General features: G+C 42.8%; 20 protein-coding genes. 8 read left to right on the forward strand and 12 right to left on the reverse strand.

Going from position 1 to position 21,252, the window contains the following annotated elements; translation table 11 throughout:
• Positions 1–130 precede the first annotated feature (130 nt).
• Positions 131–1,120, forward strand: a complete 990-nt coding sequence (yiaK, locus tag QE417_RS19745) for a 3-dehydro-L-gulonate 2-dehydrogenase (protein ID WP_311952753.1) — start codon at positions 131–133, stop codon at positions 1,118–1,120.
• A 126-nt stretch (positions 1,121–1,246) separates the two neighbouring features.
• Here yiaK and QE417_RS19750 read toward each other — a convergent pair whose 3' ends face one another.
• Entirely contained in the window at positions 1,247–1,999 is a 753-nt protein-coding gene (locus QE417_RS19750) for an RluA family pseudouridine synthase (RefSeq protein ID WP_311952755.1), read from the reverse strand.
• 310 nt (positions 2,000–2,309) lie between these two features.
• Positions 2,310–3,125, reverse strand: coding sequence for a 3-methyl-2-oxobutanoate hydroxymethyltransferase (gene panB / locus QE417_RS19755; RefSeq protein ID WP_311952758.1), 816 nt, complete (start codon positions 3,123–3,125; stop codon positions 2,310–2,312).
• 296 nt (positions 3,126–3,421) lie between these two features.
• Between panB and carA the strand changes: the two genes are divergently transcribed.
• Both carA and QE417_RS19765 read left to right on the forward strand, forming a co-directional pair.
• Positions 3,422–4,522 carry a glutamine-hydrolyzing carbamoyl-phosphate synthase small subunit gene (carA, locus tag QE417_RS19760; protein ID WP_311952761.1) on the forward strand — a complete coding sequence of 367 codons (1,101 nt, stop codon included), beginning with the start codon at positions 3,422–3,424 and terminating at the stop codon, positions 4,520–4,522.
• 243 nt (positions 4,523–4,765) lie between these two features.
• A complete protein-coding gene (locus tag QE417_RS19765) occupies positions 4,766–5,182 on the forward strand; it encodes a hypothetical protein (RefSeq protein WP_311952764.1) in 417 nt (138 codons plus the stop codon).
• A 39-nt stretch (positions 5,183–5,221) separates the two neighbouring features.
• Here QE417_RS19765 and QE417_RS19770 read toward each other — a convergent pair whose 3' ends face one another.
• The 4 genes from QE417_RS19770 to QE417_RS19785 form a co-directional block, all read right to left on the reverse strand.
• Complete coding sequence (locus QE417_RS19770) at positions 5,222–5,830, reverse strand: DUF1349 domain-containing protein (RefSeq protein WP_311952767.1); 609 nt, start codon at positions 5,828–5,830, stop codon at positions 5,222–5,224.
• A gap of 180 nt (positions 5,831–6,010) precedes the next feature.
• A complete protein-coding gene (locus tag QE417_RS19775; RefSeq protein ID WP_311952770.1) occupies positions 6,011–7,066 on the reverse strand; it encodes a nucleoid-associated protein in 1,056 nt (351 codons plus the stop codon).
• A gap of 40 nt (positions 7,067–7,106) precedes the next feature.
• Positions 7,107–7,469 (reverse strand): hypothetical protein, encoded by a 363-nt coding sequence (locus QE417_RS19780; protein WP_311952774.1) that lies wholly within the window; start codon positions 7,467–7,469, stop codon positions 7,107–7,109.
• 72 nt (positions 7,470–7,541) lie between these two features.
• Positions 7,542–7,802 (reverse strand): hypothetical protein, encoded by a 261-nt coding sequence (locus QE417_RS19785; RefSeq protein WP_311952777.1) that lies wholly within the window; start codon positions 7,800–7,802, stop codon positions 7,542–7,544.
• Positions 7,803–8,085: 283 nt separating this feature from the next.
• Between QE417_RS19785 and QE417_RS19790 the strand changes: the two genes are divergently transcribed.
• Positions 8,086–8,655 (forward strand): CAP domain-containing protein, encoded by a 570-nt coding sequence (locus QE417_RS19790; protein WP_311952780.1) that lies wholly within the window; start codon positions 8,086–8,088, stop codon positions 8,653–8,655.
• A gap of 6 nt (positions 8,656–8,661) precedes the next feature.
• Here QE417_RS19790 and QE417_RS19795 read toward each other — a convergent pair whose 3' ends face one another.
• On the reverse strand, positions 8,662–9,921 hold the full coding sequence (locus QE417_RS19795) for a glycosyltransferase (RefSeq protein WP_311952782.1): 1,260 nt from the start codon (positions 9,919–9,921) through the stop codon (positions 8,662–8,664).
• Positions 9,922–10,306: 385 nt separating this feature from the next.
• Between QE417_RS19795 and QE417_RS19800 the strand changes: the two genes are divergently transcribed.
• On the forward strand, positions 10,307–11,434 hold the full coding sequence (locus tag QE417_RS19800; RefSeq protein WP_311952784.1) for a metallophosphoesterase family protein: 1,128 nt from the start codon (positions 10,307–10,309) through the stop codon (positions 11,432–11,434).
• A gap of 102 nt (positions 11,435–11,536) precedes the next feature.
• Here QE417_RS19800 and QE417_RS19805 read toward each other — a convergent pair whose 3' ends face one another.
• From QE417_RS19805 to QE417_RS19815, 3 genes are all read right to left on the reverse strand, one after another.
• The gene (locus QE417_RS19805) at positions 11,537–12,478 is read right to left on the reverse strand and encodes a hypothetical protein (protein WP_311952785.1); all 942 of its coding nucleotides are present in this window, start codon (positions 12,476–12,478) and stop codon (positions 11,537–11,539) included.
• A gap of 245 nt (positions 12,479–12,723) precedes the next feature.
• Entirely contained in the window at positions 12,724–13,149 is a 426-nt protein-coding gene (locus QE417_RS19810) for an SRPBCC family protein (RefSeq protein ID WP_311952786.1), read from the reverse strand.
• A 307-nt stretch (positions 13,150–13,456) separates the two neighbouring features.
• Positions 13,457–13,993: a carboxymuconolactone decarboxylase family protein gene (locus QE417_RS19815; protein ID WP_311952788.1), complete on the reverse strand. Its 537-nt coding sequence runs from the start codon at positions 13,991–13,993 to the stop codon at positions 13,457–13,459.
• A gap of 86 nt (positions 13,994–14,079) precedes the next feature.
• Here QE417_RS19815 and QE417_RS19820 point away from each other — a divergent pair, with 86 nt between their 5' ends.
• Entirely contained in the window at positions 14,080–14,292 is a 213-nt protein-coding gene (locus tag QE417_RS19820; protein ID WP_311952789.1) for a hypothetical protein, read from the forward strand.
• 353 nt (positions 14,293–14,645) lie between these two features.
• Here the strand turns inward: QE417_RS19820 and QE417_RS19825 are convergent, their stop codons facing one another.
• A complete protein-coding gene (locus QE417_RS19825) occupies positions 14,646–16,205 on the reverse strand; it encodes a family 43 glycosylhydrolase (RefSeq protein ID WP_311952790.1) in 1,560 nt (519 codons plus the stop codon).
• A 121-nt stretch (positions 16,206–16,326) separates the two neighbouring features.
• The gene (locus tag QE417_RS19830; protein WP_311952792.1) at positions 16,327–17,295 is read right to left on the reverse strand and encodes an alpha/beta fold hydrolase; all 969 of its coding nucleotides are present in this window, start codon (positions 17,293–17,295) and stop codon (positions 16,327–16,329) included.
• A 446-nt stretch (positions 17,296–17,741) separates the two neighbouring features.
• Between QE417_RS19830 and QE417_RS19835 the strand changes: the two genes are divergently transcribed.
• The gene (locus tag QE417_RS19835; RefSeq protein WP_311952794.1) at positions 17,742–18,290 is read left to right on the forward strand and encodes a GDSL-type esterase/lipase family protein; all 549 of its coding nucleotides are present in this window, start codon (positions 17,742–17,744) and stop codon (positions 18,288–18,290) included.
• Positions 18,291–18,628: 338 nt separating this feature from the next.
• Positions 18,629–21,112 (forward strand): glycoside hydrolase family 2 TIM barrel-domain containing protein, encoded by a 2,484-nt coding sequence (locus QE417_RS19840; protein WP_311952796.1) that lies wholly within the window; start codon positions 18,629–18,631, stop codon positions 21,110–21,112.
• Positions 21,113–21,252 lie beyond the last annotated feature (140 nt).

Below are 21,252 nucleotides of genomic sequence, written 5' to 3' on the forward strand. Positions count from 1 at the left end.
ATTTAAGTTGAAACAAGGCGATGAGGTAATGGTTTTTTTAGATATGATGGATTGGGGGCTGGACTGTGTGCTCTAATTGATGGCTTCCCAATCTATACATTTGCACAACTAAGTATCTCAACATCCAACAATGAAAATATCCTATGATACCATGCAGGCCGAATTTAAACGCGTACTGCTTACACTCAATTTTACTGATGAAAAAGCTGATAAAATAGCCCACATATTTACCCAAAACAGTCGCGATGGCATTTACACCCACGGGTTGAACCGTTTCCCGGTTTTTGTGAAGTATGTAAAGGAAGGCTATGTAAAACCCGATGCCGAACCGCAACCCGAAGATGCTATGGGTGCTATTGAACGCTGGAACGGTAACTACGCACCGGGCATGCTGAATGCCGGGCAATGTATGGATAGGGCAATTGAATTGGCTAATGAACATGGTATTGGTTGTGTGGCCATTCGTGATACCAACCACTGGATGCGCGGCGGAACTTACGGCTGGCAGGCTGCCGATGCCGGTTGCATAGGCATATGCTTTACCAATACCATTGCCAATGTACCACCCTGGGGCGGGGTCGATCCGCGTTTAGGAAATAACCCGCTGGTAATTGCCGTGCCACGCGAGGGTGGTCATGTGGTGCTGGATATGGCTGTTTCACAATACTCGTTTGGCAAGCTGCAACAATACAATGCAGCAGGCGAGGAGTTGCCATTTCCCGGTGGTTACGATAAAGAAGGCAAGCTAACCACCAAGGCCGGAGATATTATGGAAACCTGGCGTTTGCTGCCCATTGGTTTTTGGAAAGGTTCGGGACTATCGCTTATGCTCGATCTGCTGGTAACCGTACTTAGCCAGGGCCGCTCCACGGCCGAAATTTCCAAGGGCAAAGCCGAATACGGCGTATCGCAGGTGTTCATCTGCATTAAGCCATCGGGCAACGAGCAAGCCGCTCAGCTCATTGAGCAAATTATCGAATACACCAAAACCAGTGGACTGGAAAATCCTGATAACGGCATCCGCTATCCCGGGGAAAGTACATTACGTACCCGCCATAAAAATCAAGAAGAGGGAATCCCTGTGGATGAGGAGATTTGGGAGAAAGTTAAGGAGCTTTAAAAAGAGAATCAAGAATACAGAGTCAAGAATCAAGAGATATAAAGCAAAGGGGCATTCGATTAGCGAATGCCCCTTTGCTTAGTTCCAAAGTCTTGATTCCTGACTCTGTATTCTTGATTCTTTCCTTTATTTTTTCATTACCACTTCAGCATCCATATCCTGCACCAGGTGGTCAAACTTTTCCCAAAAGCCATCTTTAGGCAGTGGGGCTATAATATCAATAGGTTCTTTTTTAACAGGATGAATAAATTGCAGGCGACGCGCATGCAGGCAAATGCTCTTTTTTAAACTTCCGCGAGGGTAGCCATACTTGTTATCGCCCACAATGGGGCAATTTAAGGTAGATAGCTGCACCCGTATCTGATGCGGACGGCCCGTTATGGGGTTAACCTGTATGAGGTAATAGCCATTTAACTCGCCGGCCAGGCGGTAATGCAACTCGGAGCGTAGGCTGCCTTTAACCTCATGGTCGTGCGCCTTGGTCACATTTTTTTGCGGATTTTTTACCAGCCAGTGCACCAAATCGCCATATGGCGGGTTAGGGCGGTTACGTACCACGGCATAGTAGGTTTTGCGCATATTGCGCGTTTTAAACATCTCGTTTAACCGCTCCAAAGCCTTACTGGTTTTGGCAAATAGAATTACGCCACTCACCGGCCTGTCCAGGCGGTGCACCACGCCTAAAAAGGCACCATTAGGTTTGCTGTATTTAGCGGCTATGTACCGTTTTACTTTTTCGTCAAGGGGCTCATCGCCTGTATCATCAACCTGTACAATATCACCCGCCCGCTTGTTAATGGCAATGATGTGGTTGTCTTCATACAAAACATCCGCATCTAAAATATTAGGTTGTGGGGTACTGGTGTCAATTTTAGCCATAGTTTTAGTTAGATTGAGGCGGGGGTTTAGTTACAATACGATTTATCAAACAGAAAGTTTTTTACAGCGCAGGGTCCTCTTCGAGAGACCCTGCTGAAACGTTAAGTTTTTTCACAGCGCGGGCTACTCTTCGGGAGACCCTGCTGAAACGTTAAAGGAAAACACGTCATTGCGAGGAACGAAGCAATCTCTGCGGAGGCAAGGCGTTCATGCATAGCTCAGAGATTGCTTCGTTCCTCGCAATGACGGATATTTATCATTAGGGCAAAAAAGTCTTGATTCCTGATTCTTTACTCTTGATTCTCTCTATCTAATACTGCTCTTTCTCGCTCGGGAAATCTTTAGCCTTAACGTCACCCACGTATCCTTTCACGGCATCATTCATTACATCATACAATGATGCATACTGGCGTAAAAAACGCGGACGGAAGCCTTTGTTCATGCCCAGCATATCATGTATTACGAGTACTTGTCCGTCGCAATACTGGCCGGCACCTATGCCAATGGTTGGTATTTGCAGGCTTTCGGTAACTTCTTTAGCCAGTTGGGCCGGTATTTTTTCCAGCACTACAGCAAAGCAGCCGAGTTCCTGCAGCTTTAAGGCATCATCGCGCAATTTTTGTGCTTCGGCTTCTTCTTTGGCGCGAACGGTGTAGGTGCCAAATTTATAAATTGATTGTGGAGTTAAGCCCAAATGGCCCATAACCGGTATACCTGCCGTTAAAATACGACTAACCGATTCGGCAATTTCAATACCACCTTCCAGCTTTACGGCATGCGCACCCGATTCTTTCATAATGCGGATGGCCGAGCTCAAAGCTTCCTTAGAGTTGCCCTGGTACGAGCCAAAAGGCAGATCGACCACCACCAATGAGCGCGATGCTGCCCGTACAACCGATGATGCATGATAGATCATCTGATCTAAGGTAATAGGCAGCGTGGTTTCGTGCCCTGCCATTACGTTAGAGGCCGAATCGCCAACGAGGATCACGTCCATACCGGCGTCATCAACAATTTTGGCCATGGTATAATCATACGCCGTAAGCATGGCAATTTTTTCGCCATTGGCTTTCATGGCCTGAATGCTGTGGGTGGTAACGCGCTTAATTTCTTTATTTACTGACATCGATAATAGAATCAAGAATATAGAGTCAAGAGTACAGACAGAACAGGTAAGATCCAAACTATTATATAATCAAATGTCTTGATTCCTGACTCTGTATTCTATACTCTCTTCGCAAAGGCAAAGTTAGAAACTCCGCTTCAATTAATTATTTAAAATTTACTTAGTGTAAACATTAAAATTACTTACCTTTGCGGCGTGAATACAGAAGCGCCATTTATGCTGCATACTTACTGCTTTCACGGAGCTGCTCATCAGGCCAACCGGCTTATTTTCCATTCTTTTAATTTTTTTGTAAAATGACCAACTACACCAAGCTTCCGGCTATCTTGTTACTGGCTGACGGTACCGTTTTTCATGGCAAAGCTGCCGGTAAAATAGGCACCACCACAGGCGAAATTTGCTTTAACACCGGTATGACGGGCTATCAGGAAATTTTTACCGATCCATCGTATTTTGGCCAGATCATGGTAACCACCAATGCGCACATTGGCAACTATGGTATCAGTAACGAGGAAGTAGAATCGGGCAGGATACAAATTGCCGGTTTGGTTTGTAAAAACTACAACATTGCCTACAGCCGCAAACAAGCCGACGAGTCTATTCAGGATTATTTCCAGGAACAAAACATTACCTGTATATCAGACATTGATACCCGCCAGTTGGTACGCCACATACGCGATAAAGGTGCCATGAACGCCATTATATCTTCGGAAATACTGGACATTGAGGAACTGAAAGCCCGATTAGCCGGTGTGCCTTCAATGGACGGCTTGGAGCTATCATCGCAGGTATCAACTACCGAAACTTATACTTTTGGTAAAGAAGATGCTACTTACCGTGTAGCAGTGCTGGATTTAGGTGTAAAAAAGAATATTCTGCGCAACTTTAGCGAGCGTGATGTTTATGCCAAGGTTTACCCGGCCAAAACATCATTTGCCGAAATGGAAGCCGATTTTAAACCAAATGGTTACTTCATCTCAAATGGCCCCGGCGATCCATCGGCCATGCCTTACGCTGTTGCTACCGTTAAAGAAATATTGGCTGCCGATAAACCCATGTTTGGTATTTGCTTAGGCCACCAGTTACTGGCTTTGGCTAACGATATACCTACCAAGAAAATGTTTAACGGTCACCGCGGCTTAAACCACCCGGTTAAAAACATTATTAAAGACCATTGCGAAGTAACCTCGCAAAACCACGGTTTTGGCGTAGTGCCTGATGCTGTGCGTGCATCAGACAAAGTAGAAATTACACACGTTAATCTTAACGACCAATCGATTGAAGGTATACGTGTAAAAGATAAAAAAGCTTTCTCGGTACAGTACCACCCCGAATCATCACCAGGCCCGCATGATAGCCGCTACCTGTTTGATGATTTTGTGGAACTGATGAAATAAGCGTTCAACAATTAATTATATAAAAGCGAAGAGCCGGTGTTGCATAAGCACCGGCTTCTTTTTTTAATGATATTCTTATCCGGAATGTCAGGCCACGGCAACTTTAATGATACAAACAGCAGGTTTAACTTTTCCTTATTGATAATTTAATAAATAAGAAATAGCTTTGTGAACAATTAAACCTGATTGATTCCGTTTAGTGTACTTTACAACTAACTGTTCAAGAGTCAACCGTTTTGAACTATGAAGAAAATTTTATCTGTATCATCCTTAATCCTAATGCTTGCAGCTGCTTCTTGCCAGAAGTCGGAGCTAAAGGAAGTGGTTAATACCGATAATTTTAAAGAGCTTAGACAGGCCTCCATAGCAGGCGTTAACGGTCCAACTGCTGCTACCATAAATCAGGAGCTTACTTTTACCGTATCATGGCCACATAGTGGCAACTGCGAAAAATTCAGCACTTTTAAGGTAGATACACTACGTGATACCACGCGTGTGCAATTGTTTACCACCACCAACCCGTTAGAAGATTGCACAGGTAAAGAAGTAGAACACTCTAAAGAGTTTAAATTTACCCCCGTAAAAAGTGGTACTTACTTTCTTAAATTTATTGGCCCTAACGGGGCAAAAGCTATTGTAGATACATTGAGGGTAGAGTAATTATTATTCTACATCAACCCTTAGCTATCTTCGTGCTGCTTACTTAACAGCCTTTACTATAAAATTCTCAAACACCACCGGAAAACTCTTTTTACCCGGTGCGGCTGCAACAACACCTATCTGTGCTTTTACTTTAGGCGGGAAATAAGCTAAACGCAGCATTTTAAAGGTTTTGCTGTCGAAAGAGTATTCTATTTGCACGTAATCGCCTTTGCGCAATAGTTTAAGCCATATTGATTTTGGGCTATCGGTACGCGGCACAACCGACCAGTCCGAAACTTCGCGCGTAACCACGGCACTTACATTTTGTACGCCATCAACATACTCAATACCGGTTTTAATCCAGTTCTTATTGTCGATACGTACCATTAATCCGGCTTGGTGAAACAACTCTTGGTAGCTGCCGGTCACTTTAACGGTGGCTTCAAAATCACCCTCCATTTCCTGGAAATAAAACGGCCCCGAATCGCGGATGAAACCATAATGGGTTATGCGCCAGTAATCGGTACCGGGGTCAACCGTAAAGGTTAGCTTTTGGGCGTTACCGCTCCATTGTTTGGGTTGATTAAACCATTTCATGGGCTTAGTTTGGGCATTGGCAAGAAAGGACATTATTACAAGACAAAGTACCGGGACAAGTTTTTTCATAATTGGTTAATGTATGATAAAGCTAAGTAAGGAATTTTAGGTGAGATTTAGCATAGATAGATCAATCTCAAAATTAATTTGTCATCTCGAACGATAGTGAGAGAACTTTTCGAACTGATTAGCTGGTCGCTTCGAAAAGATTTCTCGTTATCACTCGAAATGACAGGGTGGGATTAAAGTTTATTCTTCCTCCTTAAAATAAACCTTGTAATAATTCATAGCTTTGGCATCATCAAAACCTTTTTCAATCAGGTCTTTATCGCCATGAATGTAAATGTGGAAGTTGCGGTCGAGCTTTAGTACGCTTTTGTACACGCGGGCCTGCTTTTTAACCGCATTGTCTGATATTTCGAACGTGTCGGGTATCTTGGTATCGTATTCCTGCTCGTACTGGTTTTTATAGGTTTTGAATGATTCGATTGCCTCGTTATTGCCCAGTACCTCGCCCGTAAATTCGTCCATTTCAAAAGTGTCTTTTTCTTTAAAGTACTTCATAGAGCGGTTGAGCAGGTCAATCTTATCGGCTTTGCTCATTTCAAACTCATCGTCGAGCTTTTGGGTAACAAAGTTTTTGTAGATGCTGAGCGTATTGTTGGTTTGATTAAAGTTATCGTTACGCACTTTAAGTTTTAAAAACTCATCCTTCCAATACACGGCTTCGTTGCTGCCGTTGGTTTTATCAATAACCACCACTTTGTAGCCATCAATTTTGTGGGTGTTAAATATCAGGCAGCCTTTATCCAGCTTGTTAATGTTAATGGCGTTCTCTTCATAATCCAAACCAAAACCACCTTCTTGCGGGTAAACTTTCAAAAAGGTTTCCTTATTTTCTGATTTAAATATACCTACCACATCAACTTGTTCGCCTTCTAACTGTACGCCGCTAAAATGACCAATGTATACTTCGCCCGCCTTAATTTTGGCATGCCCCGATACGCTGTACAAATGCTTGGCTATTTTTTCAGATACTTCGTGAAACTTGCTTTCATCATCAAAAATAGTGGTGCAGTAGTGAAATATTTCGTTCAGCTCCAGGTCGCCGCCCGGGTGCATTAAATGGTAAACCTCGTTGGTTTTTTCAAACGGGGTTAAAAAATACTGCATCAGTAAACGCGGAATGATCTCGTCTTTTAAAGAGATAGGAGCGTCTGACAGTGCATAGCGTTCATCCTGCAGCGGGTTGCCTACATGATGCACCGAAATTGTTTGGAGCGAAGCCTCGAATGAAGTTACCATAGAGGCGGCAAATTAACGAATAATTTATGACAGGGGAGGGTTATCCTGCTTGTTGTTCATGGGGGGCTTTCTGTGTGCGCAGTTCATTCAATTGAATTTCATAAGTACGCATACGGGCATGAAGTATGTCTACCTCGGTACGCAGCATTTGTATTTCGGTAATGAGTTTGGGCGATTCTGTTTTGATTATTTTCTTTTCGCCGCTGCCCAAAATAAGCCACTCGGGCGAGTATTTAAGCTGAAAGCATAGCTTGCGGATGAGGTAATAGCTAATTTCCTGTTTACGGTTAATAACTTTACTAATAAAGCCCTGGTCAACCTCAATGGCCTTAGCCAGGCCTAACTGGCCGCCATGTTCTTTTACAATAACCTTCAGTCGCTTAATAATGGCGTCGTCCGACATAAAAAATGCTTTTTCTGCAATAATAAATTTTTATTGCAGAAAAAGCATGTTAAAAAGTAAGTATAACTTAAATTACTTCTTTTCGGTGTTTAACTGTTTCATCAGCTGGTCTAAACCATGGTTGTATTTTTTAATACAAATATCTTCGTTTTTAAATTGGCATACCAAATCATCAAGCTTGGTTTTAATGTGCTCATGCTCGGGATGTGAAGAATGAGGCATTTTAGACCTGATAGTATTAAACTTGTGCTGGGTTGATTTTTGCAGGAGTAGCGGTGCTACGTTTTTATTTTGTTTCATAATACCGTTTACCTTGTTGTGCTGGCGGCTCATGATGTAAGTAATTAAAATAATACAGGCTAATCCTACTCCGAAAAATGCGATGATAATATTGTTAACTGCGAACATTTTGAGGTTGAAACTATGTGATAAATAGATGTTTATATATCCCTTTAGACGGCAAATGTATTGCGAAGGTTACAATTAATTAATATATTTTTTAAAATATATTTACACAATAATATTGTAATGTTGCATGCAAGATGAGCGGAATTATAATTAAATTAACTTGTGTTTGGGTTAAACTAATTTGTTAAAAATAAGTCGTACAACACATATGTTTAAACTTGTGATTAAATATTTTTTAATTGTGGGTGTAGCTTTTACCCTGCTTTCGAGTACTTTGTGGGTTGCTGATGTTGAGGATAATAACGCCTTTAGTACTGAGTTTTTAAAGCGCATAAATGAGGTGCGGCAACAGGGGTGTAAATGCGGTACAACTTACATGCCGCCAGTGCCTCCGTTGGTTTGGAATAATCAACTTGAGCGTGCCGCCAAAGCACATGCGCAGGACATGAGTAAGCGAAGCTATTTTAACCACACCAGTAAAGATGGGCGTAGTATACAAAACCGTATTATGGCTGCCGGATATACTTATGATGGCTATAAAAGTTTTGCCATTGGCGAAAACATAGCACAGGGGCAAGAAAGCATATCCGAGGTAAGCAACGGCTGGTTTAAAAGTCCGCGCCATTGTATGAATCTCATGAACCGCGATTTTACCGAAGTTGGCATAGCCGAAGTTAACCGCTACTGGGTACAGGATTTTGGCGGCCGCGAACCATTTACAGAGCGTGAAAAGGAACTTATTAAAAGCGGCAGATTAAAAATACGTAAGGTTAACTAATATAGTTTATGGTTTAACCAAATATTGCTCAATAGCATAAACCGCATTTTTAACCCCGTCTTGCTGGTTAATGTTTTTTGCTGCTTGCTTTGCCTCGTTTTGCATTTGGGCATCGGCTGTTTTATTAATGGCGTTAAGGAGTTTTACCGCAGTTAGTTTGCGCCATGGAATATGTAGTCCGTTTTTCTTTTTAGCTATTATTTTGCCCCACAGGGGTTGGTCTACAAATATGGAGACTATAATAACCGGTATGCCTGCCTTTAAAACAGCGGCCAGCGTGCCAACCCCTCCGTGTATAACTGCGGTTTTACACTGTGGCAATAACCATTGATGGTTAACTTGTGATATTACCATCAAGTTTGTATGCTGCGGCAAATTAGGTACATGCGACCAGCCTGTGCAAAATATAATGCGATGGTTGGTGGCCGTTAAAAGTTGCTCAATAATACCACGAAGCTTTTCAGGATCGGGTACCGGTATGCTGCCAAAGCCTATGTAAATGGGTTTATCTCCACGGGTAAGCCAGCTAACAAGTTCGGCCTGGGCAGTGTAGTTATTTTGTATGATCTGTTGGGGCAGGGTTAAAAAACCAGTAACCACGTGCTGCTCCTGCCAATCGGCCGGGCGTTTAATCAGCTCGGTGCTAAAGGCATGTATCACCGGAATTTTGTCTTCAATGTATTGCTTAAATACAGATTGCTTTAAAGGCGGAAGCTGCAACAGGTTTCTGAAAGTGTAAGTTGTTTTTTTAGCGAGTTTCCATAATACAGCGTTGGCAATGCTGTAAGTTAATTGGTTGTACCAGCTCATGTTAAACCAATCCAAACCAGGCATGGCAAATTCGCGGGTTGTAATATTGGGTGGGTTAAGCTGAACAATCATCATTTTTTTGCCCAGTTTTTCGGCAACGGCACCGTAAATATCCGAGCCTAAATTATTTACAATAAAGGCATCAACCTTGTGGCCGCAACTAAGCATGCTCTCTAACAAGGGCTCCTTCATGTTGCTAAGCATAGAAAACAGGTGCTTTAAAAAAGCCACATCATTACCCGAATTAATTACCTGTAAACATTCGGGCGAGTAAATGAGTTCTTCGGCATTGCCGTGCAAAGGGTGAAAACTTATGCCATAGCCTTCAATTAAATTTTTAAAGTTTTGGGGAGCTGCAAGGGTTACCTGGTGCCCATGGTGCATTAGCCCGAGGGCAAGTGCCATATAAGGCTGAACATCGCCCCGCGAACCATAAGTAAATAAACCAAAGTGCATTACTGAAATTCTAATTTTACTATCACCGGGAAATGGTCTGAAAAAAACTTACCATGGTTGCTATCCGTTAAAATGCCCCATCGCGTTACTTTAAAACCCGGGGTGGTAAATATATGGTCAATAATTTTGTTACCCGATAGATCTTTTCCAAAATTATTGAACGGTCCGTATCGTTCAGTTGGTTCTCTAAACCTTCCTGTGTTTCAAACCATCAAATCATGAAAGCGGATCTAATGGGCAATCATAGGAACACGGTCTTTCTATAGATTGCCGGTATCGGTTTTATCATTATTAAAAGTGTTTCAAAATTTAGCTAATTGTTATGATGGTTACAGCGCGTGCTTAAACTTAACCTAAATTTAATATTAATTGGGTACCTTTGCTGATGACCGAAAAAACTAATTCTAAGCATTCTACCCCGGTTATAAAGTTAAATCAACCCAACGATAGCTATAAATTCCGGCCGCTACCTGCTCCTACGGGCAATTATCCATACCATTTAAATTTAGCCAATGTGGTGCAGCCTGCATCAATCCAAAAGCTGGTTTTTCATATGGTAGGCGATACAGGCAGTGTGCGTAATCCCAATTTTCAGCGGGAGGTGGTTGAGGAAATGGTTTCGCAGTTCGAAGATGCTCAAACTCCGGCCGATATACCGCAGTTCCTTTTTCATTTGGGCGATGTGGTTTACCATCATGGAGAAGCCGACCGGTACTATACACAGTTTTTTAACCCGTATCGCCATTATCCTGCCCCAGTATTTGCCATTGCCGGCAATCACGATACCGATGTAAACCCCGAAAGCGAGCCGCAATACCAAACCCTTGATGCTTTTAAGGCTGTATTTTGCGCTGCAGGCAAACAAACGGTACCGTTTAGCGGCGATGTTAACTGGCAAAGCAATATTCAACCTAATATATACTGGACGTTACAAACACCGCTGGCCAACATTATTGGCTTGCACAGTAACGTGCCTAAATTTGGCGTTATTACCGATGAACAGCGCGCCTGGTTTATTGAAGAGTTAAAAATTGCCGGTGCCCAACGCCCCGACAAGGCTTTGATTATTTGTATTCACCACGCCCCATACTCTGCCGATGTAAACCATGGTGCAAGTTTAGCCATGATTGGGTTTTTACAAGCAGCTTTTGAAGAAACCGGCGTACGGCCTGATATTGTTTTTAGCGGGCACGTGCATAATTACCAGCGCTTTAGCAAACGTTATGCCGATGGTAAGGTAATACCCTTTATAGTGGCCGGTTCGGGCGGGTTTGATGAACTGCATGCCGTTGCTTCCGTTGATGATGAGCGCTTTACGGCCGAAAGCGTTTTGTTTAAAGATGTTAAATTAGAGAAGTATTGCGACGACAGGCATGGCTTTCTCAAAATAACGTTAGAAAGAACAGGCGAAGGCTTAACCCTATCAGGACAATATTATAGTCTTCCGCATAAAGTAGGAGAGATTAAGGAGCCTGCATCGTTAGATGATGAGTTTAGTGTGTTAATTGCTTAACATTACAAGAATCACACTAAAGAGATCAAAAAATACTTGGATAAATTTGAAATAAAAAACGCCAAACTAAACAGTTTGGCGTTTTTTATTTCAATCGGCTAATTAACATTTTATGGTTGGATTATCTGCACCCCAAACATTATTAACAGTTACTGTAGCACTTGAAGCTGGGTCGCTAAAAAGTTTACCAGATAAAATTGTGCGGGTGTTTTTGGTTACAGTAACATTTTGAATTGTTTTTGAAGTTGCTACCCCTCCAAAACTTGTTACAGTTACATTAAATGGTGAAACAGTATTTAATACCAACATGGAAATTTTATAATTGCTTTTTGGTAATCCGGATTCGTCGAGCTGAAAAACATTAGAGCGTTTATAGTCATCTTCCGGGACATTGGTATTAACTCTGAAGTTTTGCTTTTCTCCCATTATCTCTACTGTTATTGAGCGTACATTAGCTGGTATAATATATTCAAAGGCAATCTCTACTTTGCCAACTATCCTATCCATGGTAATAGATTGTATAGGTGCTCCAGCAACAACATTAAGCTCTCCTTTATAATAAAAAACATCATCAGTGTAATTGTATAGGAGAGGGGAAAACTTTGCATCAGTCAGCGTTTTAGGCGTAAGTTGATCAGTACTGCCAATAGAAGAATTTAGTGAAGATAGCCCTCCGCCACCTGTTGCCAATACAGTGTATTTTCCGGCTTTAAGTGTATCTGTTAAAGTTCCAAAAGCATTCGAACTATTCATTAGTACACGTTTACCATTTTTAATGCGGTAAAGTTTATTAACATCGGTTTTAAATTGTTCTAAACGGCTTACCTGGTTGCCATCGCTATCAAATACAACAAACATTAGCTTGGTGAAATTTACCTCAGAAACCGGAGCAGATGCTAAAGTATTTTTTTGCGAAGGCGACTTAACGGAAAATGGGGCTTGTGTTTGATTAAATGTTGTAACCGCGAAAGATAAAGGGACTTTGTCAACCTCTTTGATTTCGGTTTGGATAGAGTTGTTATCTTTTTTACAAGCAATTAACATCAGTCACGATGATGTCAGGAGTAGAATTATTTTTCACCAGATAAAGTGTGTTGTTGAGTGGAGGATGAAGATAACTAATGAAACTCAAATTAAAGTTCGGTAAAGCTACAGGGAATATGAATAATCGGCGCTTAGGTGTGGTATATGCTTAATATACAAGGCAATTACGCCGCATTGCGTTATCAATATAATTCAGTTAAGCACCGGTTTAAACGGGCGCTTAACTGAATTTGAGGAATTGAAATTTAATTAGCTTCAGTATATTTTTTAAAGTTATTTAAAATAGCTTGCCAGCCACCGCGCTGCATTTCAACAGGGTTGGTGGTTTCCGGGTCAAATGTTTCGGTTACCTTGGTAGTATCTCCATCGGCCTCAAATAATATAATCACTTTGCGGCCATCTTCCATGCCATAGGCAATTACGCGGTGCTCAGTTACTTCGCTGTAAACGCCGCCAAAATCAAAACTAAAACTACCGTCTTTAGCTGCCATGGTAGTTTTAAATTTGCCGCCCGTGCGCAGGTCGTTATCGGCATAGGGAGCATGCCAGTCGTCTGATGCGAAAGTCCATTTAGTTATATGCTCCGGATTAGTCCAGTAATCCCATACTTTTTCAATAGGTGCATTAACGGTAGTTTCAACGGTAATGGTATTTGTGCTTGTAGGTTTCATGGTGTTAATTGGATGTTATGATCAATATCATAAAGGTATAACAAGCTTTGCAATCAGGTGCTGGCCAATTGCGACAATTGTAGGGTATTTAATGAATAGTTATGCGAAAAGAGGGCTACTTGCCTATGTGGAAAGTTTTATCGTTAATTATTGGGAGATATGCGGAGTTTGGCAACAGGATAGTAACAAAAAAGTCGTCATTGTTTGTTATGCTGTTGACAGGGTTTAGAAAATTTGGCAATATTAAGTAATCCATCTTGAATGAAGAGGGTTCGCCTGCCCGTCAAAAAGCAGCACATAAACCGCACTACGCTTTATATCCGACGTGGGCTAATCTTTCGCCCATAGAACGATAGTCCTCATTTGATTGAGGCGCCCATGTGGCCATGCCATCAACGTACCTGTTGAACATGCAAAAAGCAGCGGCAATCAAAATAGTATCGTGTATTTCGAGGTCTGTTGCTCCGGTTTCACGTGCAGCCAAAATATCCTCTTCAAGTACATTCTTACCTCCCGATGCTGTTTTATGCGCGATGTGTAATAATGCTCTCAACTTATCAGATACTTTAGTGGCTTGGAGTCCTGCTTTGATATCATCAATCAAATTTAAATCTGCCTTGAGATGGGCTACGGCGGCGGCACCGTGCGATGTATGGCAAAAATGACATCCATTCCAATGTGAAACAGAGGATGCGATAATTTCGCGCTCAGCACTGGTCAGGGTAGATGGGCCGCGTAACAATACTTCAGCAAGATCAAGCAAAGGCCTCGCGGTTTCAGGATTGTAGTCTAATAGTCCTATAATGCCCGGCAAATTATCATTATTTAATTTAATATGTGCCATTTCTTGTTTTTTTACATAAACATCGGAATTATTTTTAGAAGTCGGGCGTAGTTTTAAGCAGTCTTTCTACCGCGATCAAAAATTGTATGCGCGCTAACACCATAGTTGATATTTTAGTTGGCAGCAATTTGACCGAGCCGATCGTTATACCCGGCGTTAATGTCAGATTGTGGTGTCATAAGCAAACTTTTCTACAGGAGGTGGTCAATTGCAAGGTACTGGTCGGATGTACAAACGACGGCGTGGCGGTTACAAGATCGGGCAGTTCTGCTAATGTAAGCACCAGCGGCTGTTCGTAATGGAGTGCTGCTCAGGAAGGTGATCTTTCCCGAACGGGAAAGTAAGGATGGATGAAATCAAAAGAGGCTGTCTCATAAGTCGAGAACAGCCTCTTTCTTGTTTGATTTATTCGGGTAGGTGGCTGAGATAGTTTTCGTATATCCAAATCTCAGAGCCTCAGTTTTACTTATGAGACAGCCTCTTTCAACACCTTTGATCTTCATTATCGTTTCCCTGGCTAACCCAAATGATCAGGTCATGAATAAACCCCGATACCTGGAAGATGTATTTTTCCTATTGATCTATCTACCGCAACCACGGAGTTAGAATCTGCCTTAAAAAGCTGTGCGGGTTTGATCAAACTTCATACAGATTATTGCAGGACGAGGGAAACATCATCGATCTGGCAGGAAGCACCGGCATCGCCATTTGCTGCGAACCCTATTTCAACTTTTCCGTTCTTTACCGGGATATTTTTCAATTCGATCATTTTCCACTCCGAAATCTCATCTTTTACAGGATAAGCAACACGTTTGCCAGAACTTTCAGCATACACTTCCAGTTTAGTGAACCCTTTGCTGCACCGCAAGAAAGCTTTGAGTGTGTATAAGCCATTCTTTAGTTTTACATAAGGTGTGGAGCTGATCGTCTGGTATACTTTTCTTTCGAAAGGCACACTGTCGCTAATATGGAGGCTTCTTTCCCCGATCACTATTTTCCTTTCCTCCTCAGAATTGGTGTGATTAAGCGTTGGAGAGGTAGTTGAATCAAGGGAGACCTTATTGCCTTTTACAACAACAGTCTCCCATCCCATCAGGAAGGTTTGAACCGGCTTGACCGGGCTGGGCATTTTCTTACGGTCGGCCTCGAAGCTACCATTCAATACAAAATTATTATCGCTGGCAACATTCCATTCACCGGTTTTGGCATTAAGATCCCACGAGCCAAGAGAATTAAAAAAAGGTCTGTCGCCATTGAACGATAACGGTACCCATTGATTGTATCCCAGACCGTTCCCTGCAAAATCAGACCACCTGTCGCCACAATAAATAACGGTTTCCTGTTTAGTGCCTTTAAGAGTTACAAAGAAACCCGTCTGGGTAACGTGAGCGTAGTCTTTATTACTTCCATCCATAACCAGCATGTCATTCTTCGGCTTATAAGGGCCATTGATATGGTCTGCAACGAGGTAGTAGGCCAGTGAAGCGTCCCAACCGTAAAGATTAGAAGCTGCCATATAATATTTACCCTTGTACTTGAACATGCAGTTCCCTTCACGGCCAGCCCCTTCAAATATTTTGATGCAGTCGAGTAAATCTACCTTGCCATTTTTTACTCCTATCTCGGAGATGTAGATCTTATTACGGCCTTTTCCATAGGAATAGACCAGGTAAGACCTGCCGGTATCTTCGTCTGTAAATACAGTTTGATCGCCCGTGTTGGAAGTTCCTATGCGGTCCAGCATGCTTATCTTCTGGTGCCACTTAAAAGGACCTGCAGGGTGTTCCGATACGGCGATAAGCACCTCAGAGCCATGCTGTACCAGCATGGCGTACTTATTTAACTTCTTTACATAGGCCACACCCAGCCGGCCTATCCAGCCGCCCCTTCCGTATTGGGTGGCATCAGTTTTGGTCAATGCATCAGATTCAAAGGTCCAATTAACCATATCGGTAGATGTATAACACGTAACTGATTCAAACCCGCTACCTGGCACGGTTTTGTTAGGAGATTCCCTATAGATTTCTGCGCCCTTATAATGAACGCCGTACCAGTAGAACTTCTCCGTTGCTGTAGCAGGGGCTTTGAACCTGAATATGCCGCCACCCTGACTGTAAATTGGCTGACCACCTCTGGTGTTCCAGAAAACATCATTCTTAATATTTAATGGCTGAGCATTTCCGGGCACTACCTCAAGGATGGTCAGGGCCACGTTTAATATGAAAAAAATTCCATGCCTCAAATATTTCAGCTTAAAATTCACGGAGGTGTTCATTTGTCTTGAATATAGGTAATTGCCGGATGGCCAATATCATCCGTAAGCTAAATATTTGCTAAAGGGTTGAAAGGAAATCATTTATAACCTCAACACTGCGCTCCAATTTGTCGTGATGGAGGTTGTGGGCCGCTCCGTCAATATGCACAAGTTTACCTTTAAGCATAACGGAGGCAGCTTCTTCGTTGCTTTTGCGTACTTCGGGTGAGGCATCGGCCTTTAAAATGATAGCAGGCACCTGGATCTTTGAAAGCGAGTTTCCCACGTTCATGGAGCCGGTCATCGCCTGCGAGCCTTCAGGTGTATAAGGGCCGTGGTATTGTTTTTTCGATAACGCCCAGTATTCAACATCCGTTTTACTCCACAGGGGGCTTTGACGCTGACCGGTTGCTACGAGGTCTTCAAAGCTGTAATTGTTTTGGGCAATAAGAGCTTCCGGACTTCCGAACATGCTTACCGAAAGACGGTTATTTAATGTTCCGGGCTGTGGGGTAGGCTGGGCCTGGGGTTGGGCTTGTGCTTGCGGATTTCGATTTAATGCTGCGGCAGCCGGTGTAACAGTGCGCCTTCTGAGCGAAGGGTCCAGCATAATGACCGCCCGGCCAACTTCCGGGTATTCTGCACCTACGCGCATTACGGTAGCTGCTCCCATAGAATGACCCATCAGTATAGGTCTTTCAAACTTCATGACCTTAACAAAATCTACAACATCTTTGATCAGTGTCTCGCCATTATCGGCAGCGGTAAAAGGGTCAGATAGACCATGTCCACGGCTATCGATCATATAAATATCGTACTTGTCCTGTAGCTTTAAAGTGAGTGTGGCCCAGCATAGTCCGTTATCCGATACGCCGTGAACCATCACTATAACAGGTTTATTTTTTTGGGGTATTGCATGGTAATAGTGCATGCGCATCCCGTTAGTGTAAGCATATCCATCTGACCAGCCGGCCGGAATTTTGACCTGGGCAATTACAAAGGCTGGAGACAGGAGCAGTAGCCCCAGTATCTTTTTTAGGTTCGTCATGAGGTTATCGTTATTGGTCTATTGGTTAGTTGTTATTCCCTAATTGAGAACAGGAATAACCTAAACAAAAGAATCGAAAAATTGGATGCCTGGATTGTACGTTCTCGGATTTTTATTGTCCGATTTCACATATCTGAGTTTGCGGAGGTTGGTGTATGATGAGTAGTGGTGTTAAATAGCTAAATTTATTCGAACCATTAATTTACCTGATCCTATTTACGGACCTTCTCCATAGATCGGTTCAATCTTCTATCATGACAACCAAAAAAATCATTAGTTCGATCTGTATCGTATTATCCTACTTTGAGATGACCTCCTGTACTTCTCATCGCCGGATCGGAGTTGTAAAAGAGAACACGTACCTGGCCATCCCGGCTGCCATGTATCCTCCGGCAGATTCCATAGTCTCTACGTAGAATGAATGGACCCGCGCTAACTACCCCAAAATGATCAAAGTTTTCAAAGCAGATCCCTTGAAGCTACACGATATTGTATTTCTTGGTAATAGTATAACGCGGCAGGGGGGCGATTGGGATAAGCGCTTAGGAAATAAAGCCATCAGAAACAGGGGTATTGCCGGAGATGTGACTGATGGCGTTATAGCACGCTTAGGGGAAATATTTTATGTAAAACCAACAGCGGTCTTCATCGAAATAGGCATTAACGACCTGTATAACCCTAAGTTAGATCCGCAAAGAACCGCGATTAATATTAATAGCATTGCTGAGCGCATCAAACAGCAAAGCCCGGAAACGAGAATCTTTGTTCAAACTGTTTTTCCTACCAGCCACGTTTTTTTGAGAAATAATATCAGTGAAACCAACAAGATCTTGCGCCAGCTCCACAAGCCCAAGGTTTATACAATTATTGAAACTCATCAACTTTTTGCCGATAGTGCCGACCTTATGAAAAAGGAATACACCAAAGACGGTGTTCATCTTACCGAAAAAGGTTACCAGGTGTGGGTAGATCACCTGCGTAAGTTCTTCAAATAGGAAAATGTATTAGTTTGATGCTAACCGATAAATATTCTGCTTTCAAGCATCAGTTTCCTATCCACCAACACCGTAACATCTCAAAAGTTATGAGTAACTGATATGCTCTGGATCTTATTCGATAACCTGTTACACAGCTAATTGCCATAAGAAAATGTGAAAACGCGCTAATTACAAATGAAAATGGACAAATCAATCCGGGTAAAATTGCAGTTATTTACCGCTTGATGATCTTAAATTAAAATAAAGATCACAGAGCCAATTTAAACCGGGATTCCCATATCCCGATACCTGCACAACTCTCAAATGAGAGAATTAACGAGGAACCTTAAATAATTATGGACGATAAACTTTATTGCAATTGGCAGCAAACGCGGCTGGGGAGGTCTGTTTTTATCATACTGATGCTCACCATCAGTATTCTCAGTAGTAACGCCCGGGCTCAATCCCGAACGGAGATAATCTTAAAAAAAGGCTGGAAGTTCTTTCAGGGGAAAAACGAAAAGGGGTATGAGAAAGATTTGGATGATGCTGGTTGGCAAAACGTGACCGTTCCGCATGACTGGGCAATCAATGGGCCATTTGATAAAGAGATCGACAAGCAAACGGTTGCTATTACACAAAACGGTGAGAAAGTAGCCCGGGAAAAGACAGGCAGGACTGGTGCGTTACCTTACATAGGCGAAGGTTGGTACCGGAAACGATTCCGTATACCCAACGCTAATGCGAAAAAAACTGTCCTGCTGCAATTTGATGGTGCCATGAGCGAGCCGCAGGTATATTTGAATGGTGAACTGGTGGGCAAATGGAATTATGGCTACAATTGTTTTTTTATAGATATTTCTGATAGGATTATACCTGGGCAGGAGAATACATTAGCTGTACATATATCCAACCGGCCGAGATCGTCACGCTGGTATCCTGGTGCCGGTCTTTTCCGGAACGTACACTTAGTTGTTAAAGAACCGAGCAGCATTGAGCAATGGGGGGTAACGGTAACCACTCCTGTAGCCAATTTAAAACTGGGAAAGGTAAATATTAAGACCCGCTTCGCCGGATCAGGTATGCGATTGATTACGGAGATATTGGATCGAACCGGTAAAAAAGTGGCCATCGATACCACGACCAAATCTTACGGCAATGAGTTCGAACAGGCTTTTCCGATCACCAATCCCAATTTGTGGAGCCCCGAAAATCCTTATTTATATACAGCGGTATCTAAGCTGTACCTCGCCGGTCGCTTAACCGATGAAGTAAGAACCCAATTCGGCATACGCGATATTCATTACAGTGCGGCTGCCGGTTTTCAGCTTAATGGTGTTTCCCGCAAATTCAAGGGTGTTTGTCTTCACCATGATCTTGGTCCGCTCGGTACCGCGGTAAATACAGCGGCTCTTCGTCGTCAGTTAATGATCTTAAAAGATTTGGGATGTAACTCCATCAGGAGCTCACACAATATGCCATCTCCTGAACAGGTAGAATTGTGCGACGAATTGGGGTTCATGTTTTTGGCCGAAAGTTTTGATGAATGGGCAAAGCCAAAAGTAGCCAATGGCTATCATCTTTTTTTTGACAGTGATGCGGAGAAAGATGTTGTCAACCTTGTAAAGGCTTTCAGAAACCACCCTTCCATTGTGATGTGGAGTGCGGGCAACGAAGTTCCGGATCAGTTTGGGGCAGAAGGAGTGAAGCGGGCGAAATGGCTGCAGGATATTTTCCACCGGGAAGACCCAACCCGGCCCGTTACCGTGGGTATGGACCAGGTAAAAGCTACCATGCAGTCCGGCTTCGGCGCATTGCTGGATGTGCCCGGATTAAACTATCGCGTTCACCTTTACGAAGAGGCCTACAAAGCCTTTCCCCAGGGCTTTATTCTGGGTTCTGAAACCGCCTCTACCGTTAGCTCCAGGGGCGTATATAAATTCCCGGTAGAGAAGGCTAAAGATAAAAAGTATGACGATATGCAATGCTCATCTTATGACCTGGAATATTGCAGTTGGTCAAATCTTCCCGATGATGACTTTGTGTTACAAGATGATAAGCCTTGGGTAATAGGTGAATTTGTTTGGACCGGTTTTGATTACTTAGGCGAGCCGACACCGTATGATGAACGCTGGCCATCAAGAAGTTCTTATTTTGGATTGTGTGACCTGGCCGGCATACCTAAGGACCGGTATTACCTTTACCGAAGCCGTTGGAATACCGAAAGCGCCACGATTCATATGCTTCCTCATTGGAACTGGAAGGGACGGGAAGGCCAGGTAACCCCGGTATTTGTTTACACCAGTTATGACCGTGGTGAGCTTTTTATCAATGGCAAAAGCATGGGTATCAGGAAAAAGAGTAAGTCTTCGCCGTTAGAGCGGTACCGCCTGATGTGGATGGATGTTAAATACGAACCCGGAACCGTGAAATTTGTGGCGATGGATAGTTTGGGTCATAAAGTTGCCGAGAAAAGCATGGTTACTGCGGAGAAACCTTATCAGATCAGACTGGAACCGGATAGAAAAGTGATCCATGCAGATGGTCAGGATATCAGTTATATCACCGCTTACCTGGTCGACCGAAAGGGGAATGTCTGTCCGACCGCGTCAAATACGCTTAATTTTCAGGTTGAGGGGAAGGGGGCTTTTCAGGCGGTCTGCAATGGAGATGCAACTTCACTTGAGCCATTTCAAAAACCCGAAATGAAATTATTCAGCGGGAAATTGGTATTCCTTGTCAAATCGTTAGAAGAAGCAGGAAATATAAATATCAAGGTAACCAGCAAAGGCATTAAAAGTGCCACGGTTCAACTTAGGTCAGAAAAATTTACCCGTTGATAGCATGCCCGTTAACCTTATTGATTTTTGGCTACCGGCCGTGTTTAAATTCATAAATGAAGACACAAAATAACTTGTTTATTAAAGTAAAATTATAAACTTGGGAGCGTGAAAATGCGTGGTGTTGTTTTTTCCTGTTT

Origin of the sequence: Mucilaginibacter terrae (assembly GCF_031951985.1) — a bacterium.
Taxonomy (GTDB): domain Bacteria; phylum Bacteroidota; class Bacteroidia; order Sphingobacteriales; family Sphingobacteriaceae; genus Mucilaginibacter; species Mucilaginibacter terrae_A.